Below are 17,106 nucleotides of genomic sequence, written 5' to 3' on the forward strand. Positions count from 1 at the left end.
CGGTGCACGAACCGCTCATGCACTGCGTCCAGTTCACGCGCCCACAGCCTGACATCAGCAAGGTCCCCACCCACAACCACACCAACGACCTACCTGGCCATCAGTCACGGCAAACACCGTTGCAGTACTAGGTGAGGCCCACAGGTGATCCACTGCAAGCCAGGCTGGCTAGTGTCTCAGGGCAACTGCGAACCGTTGCTCGTTCGTGACCTACGACCAGACCCACGATTGCGCTCCGGGGCGCCGAGGAGCGCGGGCAGCCCGGCCCCTTCGGTACCCGGACCGGCGATCCGGAGCCGGACAGCCCCGACGGGACACGAACGCCGCGGACCGGGGCGAGGCGCGGTGAGCGAGGAGTGGAACAACCCGGCGTACACCCCGGCCTACGACATGCTGTTGGAGCTGGAGAAGCGCCTCGACGCCCTGCGGCACGTCGGGCACGCCGGCGGGATCGACCCGCGCGGGACCACCGCCCTGCACTCCGTCCGGCTCGCCGTGTCCATCCTCCAGCCCGTCTCCCCGACACTGAGCCGCTGCCGTTCCCCGACGACACCGCCCGGCTGCTGAAGCCGATCACCAACTGGCGCAAGGCTGCTCTCGACCTCGGCGAGTTCGCCCCCGCCGACCCGGTCCTGCGGGTCATCCCCGGCGGCCGGGACGACCGCCCGGGACCGACCCGGTAAGTACCTGTGTTTAAGAAAGGCCCGGGGCAGCATTTGCCCGGGGTGAGGAATCGAACGGACCCTGGTCAGACGCCGTTCGCAGGTACTGGGCGCGACTGACCGTGAACGTCATGGCGTGGTCGTTTCGTCGTCCAAGACCATACGGCGTGTCACGGCAACGGCCCAGGGAATGGCGAGAAGGACGACGAGTACGACGGCGAGAACCAGCGGCGCCGGGCGTGCCGGGCCGAGGGCCAGGGCGGCGAGTGCCATGACAAGGCAGGTGCGGACGGCCGGCTGGTACCGCTCGCGGTCCCGGTGCCAGACCTCCAGGCCGGTCACGAGGAGCATCGTGAGCGACAGCACGATCGCGACGCCCGCGCACAGCACCCAGGCCGTCGCGGCTGGGGTACGGCGGTCGTGTGCGTGCTCGACCAGGCTGACGATCGCAGCCCCCATGGCGGCCACCGTCCCCGTGAGCGGCAGATGCGTGAACATCCACTGGAGGGTCACCACGCGGGTACGCCTGGGCCGATAGTGCCCGGCGAAGTCGAAATACGTCCACCACGCGCCGAATCCGACCAGGACGGCCACTATCGCGACCGACAGGTTCAGAGCGCTGATCGGTTCGTCGGACAGCCCGGTCACCACGCCCGTGAGCACCTCACCGAGCACGATAATGATGAGCAGCCCGAACCGTTCCCTGAGCGCGTCGGTGAAGCACAGAACCTCCGTCTGACCCTGCGGGAACAGGGCGATCACGACCGCGATTTCGACCAGGGACGCGGCCGCCAGCAGCCCCCAGACAAGCAGCCGGGCGCCGGCCGGAAGGAAGGCACTCGCGAAGAGAACGACCGCGCACCCGGCCGTCAAGGTCACGTACAACCGGCTGGGCACGCGCCACCCCGGGGGGTTGCGGCGTACCGCCAGCATCCAGATGACGGCCAGTACGGCGAACAGGATCCCCGCGTCGACGGCGAACTTGACTCCGTTCTCCCCGCCCACCTTGGGGATGAACGCCCCCAACGGGACCAGGACGAAGATCTGCACCAGGAACAGGACGCGGCCCCGCGCGTCCTCGCGGCCGTGCAGCTCGTGGTGGACGGTGCCGTTGAGCCAGGCGATCCACACCAGAGCGAACACCGCGGCGAACTCGCCCACCCCGGACCACGTGAGATGCCCGGCCAGATGGTAGGCGGCCTGTCCTACCAACACGACGACTAGGTCGTAGAAGAGCTCCAGGTGGCCGACCACACGTTGCTGCGGCTGCTCCCCGGACACGCGGCGGATGCCACAGCCGGTGGCCCTTGCGCTTGGTCATGTCAGCAGGTCGGTTGCTGCCGTACGGGGCCCCCAGACATCGCCCACAGCCTGGCGGCGCTTCCCCTGCCGACCGCGCGCCGGCCGGCAGGGGCCGAGGGGACCGGCCGTCAACGTCCCCGCAGTGCGGCGGATGTGGAGCCCGGCCCCCACAGCCACCTCGCCGGCGGCCGGCCGGGCTGCGGACTCGTGGCACGGCTGCTGTTCCATGACTTCTCCCAGACCCGGGGAACGCCTGCCATGACAAAGCGGTCACCGCAGCCGGCGGCCCAGTCCCGCACTCGAGGTGAGGAAGGACCACACGCGAGTACGGGATCGGCGTGTCTGCTCCTCCAACGCGCCAAACCCCACCGCGGTCACGGTGCCGCGCGCCAATGATCCGGCCCCGGAAAGCAAGCCACCGAGGGATCCTCGATCCCCAGCTGCACGGCCAGGTGCTCGACCACCGACCACGGCACATCCAGCGGATCGTCCACCAGGAACCGGCCCACGTACCGGACGGTGCACATCTGCACCGCAAACCCGAGCTGCTGGTGGGGCGCGCGCCACAGCGCGATCAGGTCCCGGTCAACGTCGTCCAGGTAGAAGAACCGCTCCAGTTCCGGGAGGGTCGGCTCCTCAACGAACCGTCCGTACGCCTCGGCCTGCTCATCAGTTAAGAACTCGACCGGCACGGCCGGAGGGTAGCCGGGCTGACGCCCGATCAGTGAGCCGAACCATCACCCGCGGTAGAGGCGCCCACCATGATCCATCTCACCGATAACCACGGTTCCATTGATCCGAGGCCGGGCAGCCATTACTGGCGGGTTTTGATGAAGTCGCCGGGCTTGTATCGGCGGTCGAAGAACGCCTGTTCGGGTCCGTACCAGCGGATGACGGCGAACCAGCCGCGGCCGGGGACGGTGCGGATCCAGTTCTCGGCGCCTGCCGGGCGTTCGGGGCCGATGTGGAGGGTGATCGACTCGTCGGGGTTCAGGGCGATGTCGTCCATGCCGTTGAGGGAGGAGTAGGTCTGGCCCGGGGCATCGACCTGGGCGGCGGTCTCGGCGTCGTAGACGGTGAGGGACCAGAAGAGCCGGGCCGGCGGGTCCGCGGGCAGGTCGATGCGGTAGGTGCGCTCGCCAGCGAGCAGGTCGCCGTCGTGGTCGCGGTAGGCGCCCGCGAACTTGGCGCCGAAGCCGACGACGGAGGTGATCATGCCGGTGCTCATGGAGTAGTGGTTGACGAACATGTGCGCTTTGGCGTTCACGTCGGTGTGGCCGGTGGCGCGGTCGCGAAACTCCTCGCCCAGCAGGGTGTGGAAGAAGTCGTCCTGGGCGGTCTTGAGGTGGGCGATCCACTGGCGGTCGGCCCACCACAGGGCGCCCTGCTCGCGGTCGAAGCGGGCGGCCAGGGTCTTGGCCGCCTTCCAGCCCGTCTGCGCGGCCAGGTCCAGCAGTTCTTGCTGACGCGGCGTCGGGGCGAAGGGAATGCGGGACCCGGATCGAGGCCCGGTCCACTGGCCGCCCGGCCCGCTACTGCGGAGCGACCTGCCGACAGCGAGCACATCGCCGCCGCCTCAGCACCGCAACGCTTCCTAGCGAAAAACGTGTCCCTGAAATCGGAGGCGCCAAACAGGACGGTCCTACGGCCGAGGTTGCTGTTTCGATCCCGAACCAGCCATAACCGGCGTCAAGCCGCATCCCGGACATGAAGATCACGATCTACAGCTGGAGTAGCAACTGGAGGGCCCGGCAGCAGTTGAGTTTGGTGTGAAGAAAAACAACCCTTAGGCCGAGGGCCCCGACGGTCTTGTCTACACCGCCCGCCTGCCGCTGTCGAGCGCCACCTTGAACTGGCTCGCCGACCCGATCCGCGGCCATCTGAAGAAGATCGGATCGCGGTGGCGGGCCCTGTCCGCCGGGAAGATCGCCGGCATTGTGCTGGCGGTGCTGCGCTGTGACCAGCAGCCCGGCGACCTGGCCGGTGGCAACGGCATCCATCGCACCACGGTCACCCGGTGGGTGCGGGAAGTCGTCGGCCTGCTGGCCGCCCGTGCCCCACGCCTGGACCGCGCGCTGAAGAAGATCGCCCGATCGGGTGGCGGGGTGGTCCTGCTGGACGGCTCCTTGATCCGCACCCGCCGCCGCACCGGGACCGAGAACCGGAAGAACTACTCCGGCTGAACAAGTGCCACGGCCTGCTCGTCATCGCGCTCACTGACGACAAGGGCCGCCTGGTCTGGGTGAGCGCGGTCCGGCCAGGGCGCACCTCGGAGATCACCGCGTGCCGCCACGACAAACTCACCGCTCACCTGCGGGCGGCTGGCCTCGGCACCATCGCCGATCTGGGGTTCGTCGGACTCGACGACAGCAGTCCGGACGCCGACCCGGCGGTGATCACCGGCTACAAGGCCTCCCGCAACCGGCCCCTGACCAGGGGCCAGAAGCTGTCCAACAAGGCTCTGGCCGCGGTACGGGCCCCGGTCGAGCACGGCTTCGCGCATCTGAAGAACTGGCGCGTCCTCAGCAAGATCCGCACGGATACAAGGTGGGCGACCGCGCTGGTACGGGCTCTGCTGGTGCTAACGAACCGGGAAGTCTCCCACTGACGGACGACCTTGTCGGTGGAGCGCCCCCCGGACCTGCCGGAGCCCCCCGACGCCTACGCACACCAGGCCACGTGACGTGCAGTTCTCATCAGGCACCGCGCTCAGCGCGGTGCCCCGGGGAGAACGGCCGGTAGTCCGCCGGAAGACCGTCGTGTCAGGGCTCGTCCGGCGTCCAGGCCGCGATCAGGTCCAGGAGGCCGGGGAAGCGGGCGTTGAGGTCGTCGACGCGGACGTGGCTGCGGCGTTCCAGGCCGTACTGGCGTTGCCGGGTGATACCCGCCTCGCGCAGGGCCTTGAAGTGGTGGGTCAGGGAGGACTTGGGGCGGTTCAGGCCGAACCAGCCGCATGTGTGGTCGAACTGCTCAGACTCCAGGAGGAGTTTGCGCACGATGCGCAGGCGCAGCGGGTCACTCAGGGCCCCCAGCACCGTCTCAAGGCGCAGGTCCTCCACCGCGGGCTCGGGCAGCGGCTCGGGCAGCTCCGCGGGCTCCGGCAGCACCTTGATATCCGGCACCCGCACAAACACCGCACGCGCGGTCGAAGGCATAGGTAGCTCCTCATGACCCGAATCCTATGTACGACTCCGATCGTACTGCATGCTATGTTCGAGAAAACTCGTACTGTGTACTCGCTGGAGGAATCTGTCATGTCGGAGAGTCGAACGGTGCCCGTGAAGGCGGTGGACGAGCGGGGTTCCGGGGTGGGCCAGCCGTCGGAGGCGGGCACCTCCCCCGCTCCCACCTGGTGGGTCTGGCTGGCCGCCTGGCCGGTGACGGCGGTCTTCATCCTGTCCAACGCGGCCACTCCGCTGTATGTGCTGTGGCAGCGCGAGATCGGGTTCTCCAAGGGGACCCTGACCGTGGTCTTCGCCTTCTACATCGTCGGCCTGCTCGGGTCGCTGCTCGTCTCCGGCGTCGTGTCCGACCGGCTCGGCCGCAGAACGGTCCTGCTGCCTGCCCTGGCACTCGCCCTGGCCGCCTGCCTCGTCTTCGCGACTGCCTCCACCGTGGCCGCGCTGATCGTGGCCCGGCTGTTCACCGGCATCGCCGTCGGCGCGGTCGTCTCCGCGGGCATGGCCGCCGTGACGGACGTGGCCGGACCGCGCCGCAAGCGGCTCGCGGCCCTGCTCGCCTCCTGCGCCATGGTCTTCGGGGCTGGCCTCGGCCCGCTCCTCGCGGGCATCCTGTCCGAGACCCTGCCTGCCCCGACCGTCACCGTCTTCATCGTCGAGATGGCGCTGCTCGCCACCGCGCTCCTCGCTGTGCTGCGCATGCCCGTACGGCGCCCCGCCGCCCCCGCCAAGGGCGCCTGGATCCGCGTGCCCGGCGTACCACACGGCAACGGCGCGCAACTCACCCTCGGCATCGCCGTGTTTGCGCCCGGCATCACCGCGACGTCGTTCGTGCTCTCGCTCGGTCCGTCGCTGCTGGCCGGACTGCTCGGGACCACGAGCCGGATCGTTGCCGGAGTCATGGCGTTCGTGATGTTCCTGGCCGCCACCGTCGTGCAGTTCGCGGTCCAGAAGCTGCCCCGGCGCACCATCCTTACCGCCGGAGCGGCCAGCACCACGCTCAGCATGGTCACACTCGTCACCGCCGTGCGCAGCTCGTCGGTCCCGGTCCTGATCGCCTCCGCGCTGCTGGCCGGCGCCGGCCAGGGCATGGGACAGCTCGGCGGGCTCTCCCTGCTCAACTCCGCCGTCCCGGCACAGCGGCTCGCCGAGGCCAACGCGGCCCTCAACGTGGGCGGTTACGTACCGGCGGGCGTCCTGCCGGTCTCGGCCGGCTATCTCAGCGACGTCGTCGGGCTGACCAACGGCGCGACCGTCTTCGCCACCGTCCTGATGAGCCTCGCCGTCATCGGCGGCCTCATGGTCGTCGCTTCCCGGCGCCGGGTTCCTGAGCCCGCGTGAGCGGCCGGCACCCGCACGCCCCCTCCCGCGGCGCACCGCAGCACGGTCTGTGGTGTGCCGCCGCGCCGAGCGCCGCTTCTCACCGCATGCCCGATGATCTACGGCATAGTCATCAGCCGCCGACCGGCACGAGTACCCGAATCGTCACTCACACCAGACCCGTGACCTGCGACTTCACGATGCACAGCACTCACTGGGGTACCACTGGTTGACCTTATGCATGCCTCAGTCCCGCATACGCAGGGATGACTCCCTCGCCCGGGTGCCCGCCATGCTGCTGGACGGCTCGCCCTGCACACGCAGGGATGACCCTGAACCCGCAAAGACGACTCGGCCGAACTTGAGCTCCGCCCGGACACGCACGGTGAGGCGGCTTTACTGATCGTTTCAGAATGAGGTTCGTAGGCGGCGGAGGCATATGAGGCTGCAAGCCAGTTCGAGCAGGCCCTGGTGGATGTCGGCGCGTCTTTCGTAGCGGATGCGGAGTCGCTTGAACTGATGGAGCCAGGCGAAGGCGCGCTCGACCACCCAGCGGACCTTGCCCAGTCCGGAGCCGTGGGCTGTGCCGCGTCGGGCGATCACGGGCTTGATGCCGCGCTTCCACAGCAAGCGGCGGTACTTGTCGAAGTCGTAGCCCCGGTCGGCGTACAGCCGCCGGGGCCTGCGGCGGGGGCGGCCCCGCACACCTCGTATCGGCGGGACCGCGTCCAGCAGTGGCAGGGGCTGGGTGACGTCGTGCCGGTTGCCGCCGGGGAGCGTGACGGCGAGCGGGGTTCCGTGCCGGTCGACGATCAGGTGGTGCTTGGAGCCGGGGCGGGCCCGGTCGACGGGCGAGGCACCGACGTGATCCCCCCTTTCAAGGCCCGGACGTGCGAGCCGTCCACGGCGCTGTCGTCCAGGTCCAAGAGCTCGGCGCGGCGCAACCCGCTGAGCAAGGCGGCGTGCAGGCGGGGCCATACACCGGCCTCGGTCCAGTCCCGCAGCCGACGCCAGGCCGTCACTCCGGAGCAGCCCACCGTCTCCGCGGGGACATCGCGCCAGGCAACACCGGTGCGCAGCACGTACATGACGCCAGCCAGCGCCGTCCGGTCGGGAACACGCAGTCGCCCTGGATAGCGACGGCGCCGCTCGGGAGCAGGTGGCAGGAGCGGGGCCACCCGCTCCCACAGATCGTCGGGAACAAGATCAGCACGCACTCCGGACAGCCTGCCGACCAAGATCAGCAAGCACAAGGCCCGTAGCTCAACTCATTCTGAAACGATCAGTTAGGGCTTGCAGATCATTAACACGTTGTCTTGATCATGCTGCCTGGGTCGCCGCTCAGGGCTCGCACCCGGGCCTGGAGGGCTGTGAGGGCGGAGGGCGGGGTAGGTGCCGGCGGGATGACGACGCTGTGTGCCTTGAGCAGTGTCCTGATCTTCAGCAGGGTGCGGTGCATGGCGGTGCGACTGCTGTCGAACAGCACGGCGAGGGGTTCCGCGGCCAGGGCGACCCGCAGGTGAAGGACGGTCGCCAGGACCTGGTCGGGGAAGGCGAGTCGGGGCGGGCGTCCGCGCCTGGCGTCGCCATCGACGGCCAAAATGTCAGTGAGATCGCTCAGTTGCTGCCGGGACATGCCGGTCAGGGCGGGGTCGGACAGTAGAGCATGGTCCCACTCAGGGGCTGGCTTCTGCGGAGCCCGGGGCGCTGGGACGGCAGGGCACGGCAGGGGATGCACGGCATAGTTCCAGTCGCCGTGGAAGGCGTGTCGGGTCAGTGGCAGGGCCGCCATCTCCGCGTCGCCGATCTGGACACCGGTTGGGTAGATGTTGGTGTCCAGCTCGGCCATGACGCGCAGTCCGGTGCGGGTGGTGGTCGCGGCGATGGACTGGACGATGACTTCGTGGCTGGTCAGCGGGCGGCCGCGCCAGTTCATGGTGATGTGCGAGAAGAGCCGGTGCTCGATCTTGTTCCACTTCGATGTGCCCGGCGGCAGGTGGCAAACGGTGATCGTCAGTCCTGTTTCGGCTGCGAACCGGGCGAGTTCGAGCTTCCAGGCCCGGGTGCGGTAGCCGTTCGAGCCGCCCGCGTCGGCGGTGATGAGCAGCCGTGTCGCCTGCGGGTAGGCGGCCCGGCCCTGGCCCGACCACCAGCGGCGGATCGATTCCACTGCGAACGCGGCGGTGTCGTGATCGGTGCCCACGTTGACCCAGCCCGTGTCCGCCGCGAGATCGTAGATCCCGTACGGGACGGCCTTGCCCAGCTGCGGGTCGGCGAAGTCATGGACGTTCACAGGCACCGGATCAGCCGCAGGCCGCCACTGGCGGCCGTTGTTCTTGAACTCGCCGACGAGCTCCTTCTTCTTCTTGGTGTCCACGCTGATCACCGGTTGGCCGGCATCCCGGTGATCGCGGGCCTGCTCGTTGAGATAGCGGAACTGCGCATCCCGGTCCGGATGCTGGCTTCCCTCGATGGTCTTGGCGTTGGCCTGCAGACTGAAGCCTTCCTCCCGCAGCAGGTCCGCGACGGTGTCCGCACTGACTTTGTGCCCAGTCCGAGCCAGCTCCCGCGCCAGCGTGCGGGTCGACTTCACCGTCCACCGAAGCGGCGACATCGGATCACCGCGCTCGTCCGGCTCGACCAGCGCCAGCAGTGCCGGCCGCAGCCCCGGATCGAGATCTGCGACCCTCTTGCGGCCCCCGCCCGGCCGCCGCACCCGCCCCAGAGGCTCCTCACCGGCCTCCAACTCGAATACGCCCTTGCGGACCGTGGTCTCACTCACCGAGGCCGCCCGCGCGACGGCCCGAACACCACCGTGTCCCAGGACACGGGCCTCTGCGGCCATCAGCAGCCTTCGCTGCCGCTCATCCAGATGCGGGAACAACACCATGAACTTCACAGCGAGTTGCGTACTGATTTCGTCCGGGATGCGCATACCACATCAACGAGCCTTGGGACGGGAAGCAACACCTTGATGATCTGCAAGCCCTTAAAGCCATCCTACAAATGCCCGCCCGCAGCAGGAGCCACCCAGCAACGAGCCGACACTCTCTTCATCTGGTCCCCTTCCTCGCAGGACCCGCAGCGCTCAGCACTGGTCACCGAACCCCACGCCGCCTACCGCACCTCCAACTGGAAAACCTGCAGGTCAAGCGGGGCCCGCTATTGGGATTCTCACCTAAATGTCCTGCAGCTTCCCACCTCACATCACGTCAACTTCTCGCCGACTGCCGCTCTTGATTCTGTCGAAGAGCAGTAAATGGGCAGGTGAAAGGGACTGCAGCGAAAAAAGGAACACAGGACATCGGGATGAGATCTCCGTCCGACATCAAAGTGAGACTCAGCAAGCTGGGGGCGTTCCCGGTCGCCAAGCGACATCACGCAAAGATCATCAATGGTGCCGGTTTCCACATCTCGATGATGCGAGCTGACACTGGAAGAAGGCCAACTCCCGTGCGCTGTGTGGCGTTTGTGTGATCCTTCCCCGCAGCGGGCACACGGGCTGGAAGAATCACCGCCTGCCGGGAGAGCGTGTGGACACTTCGGTCTCCGGCGAGGGCCGAGGACGGGGGAAGGAAAGCGACGTGGTGCTGGACACCGTTACGTTATCCGTCAGCGGCGGCGCGACGGAGGCCGCCGACCTGGCTGCCTGGCTGGACGAAGAGGATGCCCTGCGCGGGCGAGTGCGACGTGAGGTCGGACCCGTCCCCGACGGGGCCCTCGGCGGAGAACTCCAGCAGCTGGTCGTGGGCCTGACCTCCAGCGGAGTCGCGACAGCTGTGGCCAGCGTGATCGTGGCCTGGCTGAGGCGTCGTACCGGGAGCGTAACGGTACGCGTCTCGGGGCGTAACGGGTTCGAGCTCGAAGTACGCGCGGACCAGGTCCGGAACATGGACGCCGACCAACTGCGCGCCCAGGTCGACCAGTTGGTGTCGGCAGCGTGGCCCGACGGTGACGGGCGGGAACCGGGCGAGGGTGCCGACGGTGAGTGACGTCGACGACGCGTCCGTCGGGGCAGACCTGGGCGCGCTGGCCCGGCCGGAATCTCGCGTCCTGCTCGTGGGGACCGGCTCCCACCCGCCCGGATCGCCGCTACCCTCCGTTCCCGCGGTGGAGCGGTCGCTGACGGCGCTGGCCTCCGCTCTGCAGCAGCAGGGCGGCGTGCCGGACGAGAACCTGCGTGTCCTGGTGGATCCGTCCAGCCCGCTGGAGTTCGGGGAGGCGGTCGACCAGGCGGCGGCAGAGGCGTCGGACGCCTTGCTGGTGCACTTCGTCGGCCATGGTCTGGTGGGGTCCGACAACGCGCTGCACCTGGCGACATGCGCCACCGACGACCTGGTGGACGGCCTCTCGTACAAGGCGCTGGCATACCAGGCGCTGCGTCAGGCGGTCCAGCGCAGCAGAGCTCGTACCGTCGCGGTCATCCTGGACTGCTGCTTCTCCGGCCGGGCCGAGGGACTGCTGGGGCCGCCCGCGCTGGACGCGGTCTTCGAGCAGACTCTCGTGCGCGGCGGCTTCCTGCTGGCCTCCACTGCGCGCGAGGAGCACGGGCTGGCCCGCCCCGGCGAGACCTACACAGCGTTCACCGGTGCCCTGATCCGACTGCTGCGCAACGGTGATCCCACCGGGCCCGAGCAACTGACACTGGATCACGCCTACCGCTACCTCAACCGGGTGCTGCCCGAGGAAGACGCCCCGAGGCCGCGTCGGCACAGCAGCGACCAGGCCGGGGAGATGGTCCTGGCCGGCAACTCCGCCTATCGCCCCCGCCGCCCGGCGCCGCCTACCGAGGAGCCTCCCGCCTCGGATGCCGACGCGGCCGCTGCACCGTGCCCCTTCCGGGGTCTGCGGTCCTTCGGGGCCGAGGACGCCCGGTATTTCTTCGGACGGGACGAGGCGGTCGCGGACGTCACCCGCCTTGTCCTCGGCGGCGGTCTGATCGCTGTGGTGGGGGCGTCCGGCAGCGGAAAGACCTCTCTGCTGCGCGCCGGGGTGATCCCGGCGCTGGAGGCGCGCGCCGAAGGGTGGACGGTCGCCACCATGAAGCCCGGCACCGCCACCCCGACGACCCAGCTCGCGCAGTGCTCCGCCGCACTCGCCGACCACGACCGGGCCATGCTGCTGATCGACCAGTTCGAGGAACTCTTCACCGCGGACGCGACGGAGGATGAGCGGGCACGGTTCGTCACCGGCCTCGCGGCCCTCGCCGGCGGCTCGGCCACCGTCGTCATCGCTATCCGAGCCGACTTCTACGAGGCCTGCACGCGCTACCCGAAACTGGTCAGGGCCCTGGAGGGCCGTCAGGTGGTCGTCGGCCCCCTGCACCCTGAACAGTTGCGGGAGGTGATCGAACGGCCGGCCAAGGCCGCCGGGCTGTTCCTGGAGGATGGGCTGGCCGACACGCTGCTCCAGGACGCCCGTGTGCACCGCGCCGGTGAGCACACCGCCGTACTGCCGCTGCTCTCGCACGCTCTGCTGGTCACCTGGCAGCAGAAGTCGGGCACCCTGCTCACCCTGTCCGGGTACCGGGCGACCGGCGGAATCGATAAAGCGATCGCCCTCACCGCGGAAGAGGCGTACAAAGCCCTGGCCCCCGGGGACCGGCCCCATGTGCGCGGCCTGCTACTGCGGTTGGTGCGCCTCGGCGAGGGCATGGAGGACACCCGCCGCAGACTGCTCCTGGGCGACCTTGCCGCCCCAGACCACATCGACACGGCCCGGCGAGTACTACGAGTGCTGGGTGAGGCCCGCCTGGTCACCGTGGACGCGGACAGCATCGAAATCGCCCACGAGGCGCTGCTGTACGCCTGGCCGCGGCTGCGCGCGTGGATCGAGGAGGACCGGGCCGCCCTGCTCACCCTCCAGCAGCTCTCCGACGCCGCCCGCGCCTGGGACCAGGCCGGACGGCAGGAGACGGATCTGTACCGTGGGCCTCGCCTGGACACGGCCGCCCACGCGGCGAGCAGGCAGCAGGCGAACGACGGCACGGGCGGCGTCCTCGGCCCGGTCACACACGACTTCCTGGACCGCAGCCTGGAACACCGGGACAGACAGCAGCACGCGGCGCGGCGCGCTCGGCGCACCCGCCGTACGGTGACCGCCACGGTCTGTGTCCTGGCCCTGCTGGCCTCCGTGGTGAGCTTCATCTCCGTGCGCGAGCACCGGCAGGCCGCGCACCAGGCTGCCCTGATCCGCTCCACCGACCTGGCCGCCGACGCGAGCGCGCTCAGTGCCACCGATCCGGGCCTGGCCGCCCAACTCGCCGTCGCCGCCTACCGCTCCGCACCCACCCAGGACGCCACCACCCAGCTCTACACCGCGCTCGCCGCGCCATTGGACAGCGTCGTCGGCGACACCGGTCACCAGGTCCTGCGGATCGCGACCCAACGGGACGGCGACCTGGCCGCGGCGTCCAGCACCGACGGCTCCGTGCGCATCTGGGACCTGGCCACCCCCTCTGTGCCTGTCCTGAAGGCGACGCTCCACACCGCTGGAGCGGCCGGGATAGCTCTCGCGCCGCGCGGCAGGCTGCTGGCGGCTGTCTGCCCCACCGCCCGTGACCTGTGTCTGTGGAGCCTGGCCGACCCCCGCAAGCCCAGCGTCGTCGGGCGCCTGCCCCGATCCGCCGACGCCCCGCACGGCCATCTCAAGATCATGTCGATGGCCATCAACCCGGACGGGACGCTGCTGGCCGCGGCATCTCCGTTCGGCACCACACTCGTTTGGTCGATCGCCGAACCCGCGCACCCCCGTCTCGTCGCCGAACTGCCGACCCCGACCAGCCGAAAGTCCGACGCGCTGGCCGCAGTGGCCTTCTCCCCGCGCGGCAATCTGCTCGCCACCACCATCCTGGGCGGCAAGACCCGGCTGTGGAACCTCTCCCGCCCATCCGCCCCGGCCTCCACGGCCACGATCGCCAAGGGATACGCCTCTGTGGCCTTCAACCCCGAAGGCACAATGCTGTCCGCGGTCGGGGACAGCGACTTCGGTCTCTGGAGAACTGACAACCCGTCCAAGCCCCGGTCGGTCAAGATCGACGAATTCGCCTTCAGCGGCTCGGATCTGACGAACCTGATGGCCATGGCCTTCAGCCCGGACGGGACCAGGCTGGCGGTCAGCGGCCTGGGCAGCTTCCACAACAACGGGCAGCTGTGTCTGCTCAACCTCTCCCCAGCAAGGCTCACAGACTCGGCGACGCCCACGTGCACCCCGACCGGTTTCGGCACCCTGGCCCTGGCCTACCTGCGCGGAGGCGCCCTCCTGAGCGGAGGCCCCGACGGCGTGGTGCGGTCGTGGCGCGCCGCTCTGCCTCAGGTCGACGACGTCAATGTTCCGTATCTGCCCTCCGGATGGGACTTCAGCCGCAGCGGACACCTCATGGCGGGGCCTGTCTCCACCTCTTCTTCTTTCTCCTCTCCCGCCTCGACCATCGGCATCTGGGACACCTCCGCCCCGCACCGTGTCGCCACGATCAAGCTGTCCGACACCGTGGAGCAGGCACACTTCATCGGCCCGGACAACACGCTGCTGAGCGTCGCGCAGGACGGCAGGGTCCAGCTGTGGGATCTGCACGATCCGCACCACCCCGTACGGGGCGCATCCCTGGGCACGGCGAACTTCCCCACCCGCGGGAGCCTGATCATCAGTACGGGCGTCTTCGCGGACAGGGCGGGTGATCTGGTCACGGTCCCCGGCAGCGACGGCCGCGTGCACCTGTGGCACATCACCGACGCACGTCACGCGGCCGAGGCCGGCTCCCTCCGCCTTCCCGCCTCCGACGACTGGAGCGGCATCCTGCACGACGGCCGTACAGCCTTTGTCGCCACACCCAAGGGAATCGAGTGGTGGGACACCAGCGACCCCAGGCATCCGGTCCGCGGCGGCACCACACAACTCGCCGACGCGAACCAGGAGAGCCTGGTCGCCCAGGGCAACGTGATGGCCGTTTCGATCCCGCAGCAGTCCGCGACCTACGGCGGCAACACCGTCCGCCTGTTCCAGGTCACCGCTGGCAGGGTGCGCGTGTCGACCAGCCTCCCGGGGGTCATCGGCACGGCGGTGGAGATGAGCGACGACAGCCGACTGCTAGCCGCCACCGGCAACGGTGACGGCACTGTGCGTCTCTGGGACATCAGTGACCCCCGGCACCCGCGCACCGGCACCACCGTGCGCACCCTCCAGAAGACCCAGGGCATCGTGTTCGACCCGCGCAACCACCTCATGGCCGACTGGAACTCGCACGACGGGATCCAGCTGTGGGACATCCACGACCCCACCCGGCCGGTCCTCAAGGCAACCATCCCGTCCCCAGAGGACAGCAGCATCGAGGATGTGGACTTCCTTCCGTCGGGCAGCACACTCGCCGTCGCCCGCAGGCACGGGGTCGCCTTCTACAGCACCGACCTTGCCGGTCTCGCCGACCGGGTCTGCTCCTACACCGGGCAGTCCATGCCCGAGGGGCAGTGGCACAAGTACGCCCCCGGCATCCCCTACCGCGACCCCTGCCCGAGCGATGAGCGATGAAGTCGGCGTCGTCCTGGGTAATCCGGGCATGAAACGTTCAGGCATGACCGATGGCTACGACTCCCCCTTGGTCGCGTCCTGGCCGGTGCCAACTGCCACGACTCGCCGTTTCTGGCTCCAACTCATGGTACTTTGGTTGTACTTGGGAGGCTGCCCGACGAGATCACTGTGCACACGACGCCGGTTATGACTCTGCCACGTCGCATGCCCTGCTCGGCGAGGCGGATGCTGCATGGCTGCATCGCCCGCACGACACCGGTCAGGCCACCCGGCGATGGCATGTCGAACGCACCCACGCCTCGCAGAATGCCTTTCACCGCCTCGCACGCTGTTATGAACGACGGGCCACCGTCGTGGACGGCTTCTTCGATCTCGCCGACGCTGTGATCATCGTGCGCAGTCTGATCCGGCGGTCCTGGACGGCCCATCGCTGTAACCACCGCCCGCACCGGCGTCCATGAGCCTCACTCATTCGCCGCGCGTGCCGTCAGCCATCTCGCGGAGCAGGTCCATGTGGCCGACATGACGGGCTGTCTCCTGGATGACGTGGCTGAGTAGCCATCGCACGGTGTACTCGTCGCCGCCGACGCTCCGCGCCGCGCGGTCGTCGGCGGACTTGTGGGCGAGTGCCCGCTCCGACCGGGACCACTCTGCCCTGTAGGCGGCGACGATGCCGGACGGGGTGTCGCTCTCGTGCAGTTTCCACTCCGCGTTGACGTCTTGTGCCTCCCACAGCGGCGGCAGGTCGGATCCGCCGCCGACGATCGAGAGCCAAAAGCGCTCTACCGCTGTGAGGTGCTTGACCACGCCAGCCAGGCTCATGAATGGGGATGTCGGAAGCGGGGTAGCGGCCGCCTGGACGGTGCCCAGGCCAGCGATCTTGTTGACGACTGTGGTCCGTAGGAACAAGAGGAACTCCCACTGCAGGCGCAGTTCGTCCTCCGCCGACGTGGACGGCCATCGGCGCTCCAGCGAATCAGCCATCGGACCCGTGGTCGGCATGTCGGCAGTCTATGCGCGACAGGGGCAGGTTCATGATGCCTGCGCAAGCGCAGATCTCCTGGTGATCACAGAACACCACGGCTCCGTGATCACCAGGGCCTGTGCCCGGCTGGTCCCTGGGGTGCCCCACCACGCCTATCTGCGCGGACTCTTGCATGATCTTCGCGTGATGCCGCCGGGCGACCGGGAACGCCCCCAGCTCGCAGGCCCTTCCCTGCCGGCGACATCATGCGCGGAATCTCGGTAGCTGCCGGTCGCCAGGTGATGATGGAAACGGGTCCACGGTGACAGCGCCCGGGTGTCGGCGGTCACGGAATTCGGCCCTGTCGGCGATTCTTGTGATGCCTCGCGGCCGAGCTGGGCATATACCGTGCGGTTCAGGGGGTTTGGGACGGTTGCTGCCGCATTTAGCTGATGTGGTGGTGGAGTCGGCCAGGCGTACGGCCGAGACAGTCACGTTACGTGCGTCTTGCCCGTCGTTGCCAGCGAGATGTACGGGGTGCCGGATGCCGTCGTGAAAGGTGCACGGCCGCCACGGTCCGCCGGTTGTCCGACGCGCCGCTCGGCGGCGCGGCCGTCGTGATCAAGCTGAATGTGCGCCGGTTCAAGCGTCTCAACTCGGCTTGCGCGTCAGTAACGTTCACCGAGCAGATTCCGGGGTTGACCAGACCGCATGCCCGATACACCCCGCTGCTGCGCGACGCGCTCACCTCCATCGCGCTCTTCCTGCCCGGACGCCCCGGGGCCAGCTTGGCCGCCGCGTTGAAGATCCGGGTCGCCAAGGACACGCTCCTCAACCTTCTGCGCGCGATACCCGACCCACCTGACGAGGGCGTGCGGGTCCTGGGTGTCGACGACTTCGCCCTGCTCAAGGGCAATACCTATGCCACCCTCCTGGTCGACCTGGAGGCCCGCCGTCCGCTCGACGTCCTTCCCGGCCGGGACGCCGATCCGCTGGCCGACTGGCTACGCGGCCATCCAGAGGTGGCGGTCATCTGCCGCGACAGGGCCGGCGCCTATGCCGAGGGCGCGCGTTCCGGCGCTCCACAGGCACAGCAGGTCGCGGACGTCTGGCATTAGTGGCGGAACCTCGCCGAGGCCGTGGAGAAGACCGTCGG

Annotated in this window: 11 protein-coding genes and 3 pseudogenes; 7 read left to right on the forward strand and 7 right to left on the reverse strand. The window is 68.9% G+C overall.

The features are described from left to right. Positions 1-345: 345 nt before the first annotated feature. Positions 346-567, forward strand: coding sequence for a hypothetical protein (locus tag ACH47Z_RS35755; protein ID WP_399081310.1), 222 nt, complete (start codon positions 346-348; stop codon positions 565-567). Between the two features lie 224 nt (positions 568-791). Here the strand turns inward: ACH47Z_RS35755 and ACH47Z_RS35760 are convergent, their stop codons facing one another. The 3 genes and pseudogenes from ACH47Z_RS35760 to ACH47Z_RS35770 form a co-directional block, all read right to left on the reverse strand. Next, positions 792-1,943 (reverse strand): low temperature requirement protein A, encoded by a 1,152-nt coding sequence (locus ACH47Z_RS35760; protein ID WP_399081312.1) that lies wholly within the window; start codon positions 1,941-1,943, stop codon positions 792-794. Positions 1,944-2,383: 440 nt separating this feature from the next. Then, positions 2,384-2,656 (reverse strand): annotated as a pseudogene (locus tag ACH47Z_RS35765) (DUF4158 domain-containing protein); the annotation flags it as partial. A gap of 122 nt (positions 2,657-2,778) precedes the next feature. Continuing rightward, positions 2,779-3,528, reverse strand: coding sequence for a DUF1214 domain-containing protein (locus ACH47Z_RS35770; protein WP_399081313.1), 750 nt, complete (start codon positions 3,526-3,528; stop codon positions 2,779-2,781). 262 nt (positions 3,529-3,790) lie between these two features. Between ACH47Z_RS35770 and ACH47Z_RS35775 the strand changes: the two are divergent. Further along, positions 3,791-4,572 (forward strand): annotated as a pseudogene (locus ACH47Z_RS35775) (transposase family protein). Between the two features lie 154 nt (positions 4,573-4,726). On the opposite strand, the gene ACH47Z_RS35780 reads toward ACH47Z_RS35775, so the two are convergent. Then, entirely contained in the window at positions 4,727-5,119 is a 393-nt protein-coding gene (locus ACH47Z_RS35780; RefSeq protein WP_399081315.1) for an ArsR/SmtB family transcription factor, read from the reverse strand. Positions 5,120-5,218: 99 nt separating this feature from the next. On the opposite strand from ACH47Z_RS35780, the gene ACH47Z_RS35785 reads away from it, so the two are divergent. Continuing rightward, on the forward strand, positions 5,219-6,484 hold the full coding sequence (locus tag ACH47Z_RS35785) for an MFS transporter (protein WP_399081317.1): 1,266 nt from the start codon (positions 5,219-5,221) through the stop codon (positions 6,482-6,484). Positions 6,485-6,871: 387 nt separating this feature from the next. Here the strand turns inward: ACH47Z_RS35785 and ACH47Z_RS35790 are convergent. Next, positions 6,872-7,680, reverse strand: a protein-coding gene (locus ACH47Z_RS35790) for an IS5 family transposase (protein ID WP_399081319.1) whose coding sequence is annotated in 2 segments (ribosomal slippage) — positions 6,872-7,341 and positions 7,341-7,680 — 810 coding nt in all. Because the reading frame shifts where the segments join, the coding sequence is not laid out codon by codon here. Between the two features lie 86 nt (positions 7,681-7,766). Further along, a complete protein-coding gene (locus tag ACH47Z_RS35795; RefSeq protein WP_399081321.1) occupies positions 7,767-9,398 on the reverse strand; it encodes an ISAzo13 family transposase in 1,632 nt (543 codons plus the stop codon). Between the two features lie 652 nt (positions 9,399-10,050). On the opposite strand from ACH47Z_RS35795, the gene ACH47Z_RS35800 reads away from it, so the two are divergent. The 3 genes and pseudogenes from ACH47Z_RS35800 to ACH47Z_RS35810 all read left to right on the forward strand — a co-directional run. Continuing rightward, on the forward strand, positions 10,051-10,455 hold the full coding sequence (locus ACH47Z_RS35800) for a hypothetical protein (RefSeq protein ID WP_399081323.1): 405 nt from the start codon (positions 10,051-10,053) through the stop codon (positions 10,453-10,455). After that, the gene (locus ACH47Z_RS35805) at positions 10,448-14,986 is read left to right on the forward strand and encodes a caspase family protein (RefSeq protein ID WP_399081325.1); all 4,539 of its coding nucleotides are present in this window, start codon (positions 10,448-10,450) and stop codon (positions 14,984-14,986) included. The genes ACH47Z_RS35800 and ACH47Z_RS35805 overlap by 8 nt, the downstream gene beginning before the upstream one ends. A gap of 16 nt (positions 14,987-15,002) precedes the next feature. Continuing rightward, a pseudogene (locus tag ACH47Z_RS35810) lies at positions 15,003-15,447 on the forward strand (transposase); the annotation flags it as partial. A 7-nt stretch (positions 15,448-15,454) separates the two neighbouring features. Here the strand turns inward: ACH47Z_RS35810 and ACH47Z_RS35815 are convergent. Then, positions 15,455-15,988 carry a DinB family protein gene (locus tag ACH47Z_RS35815; RefSeq protein WP_399081326.1) on the reverse strand — a complete coding sequence of 178 codons (534 nt, stop codon included), beginning with the start codon at positions 15,986-15,988 and terminating at the stop codon, positions 15,455-15,457. A 546-nt stretch (positions 15,989-16,534) separates the two neighbouring features. Here ACH47Z_RS35815 and ACH47Z_RS35820 point away from each other — a divergent pair. Further along, positions 16,535-17,068, forward strand: coding sequence for a transposase (locus tag ACH47Z_RS35820; RefSeq protein ID WP_399081328.1), 534 nt, complete (start codon positions 16,535-16,537; stop codon positions 17,066-17,068). Positions 17,069-17,106 lie beyond the last annotated feature (38 nt).

The sequence above is a fragment of the Streptomyces sp. NPDC020192 genome (genome assembly GCF_044388685.1).
In the GTDB taxonomy this organism is placed as follows: Bacteria; Actinomycetota; Actinomycetes; order Streptomycetales; family Streptomycetaceae; genus Streptomyces.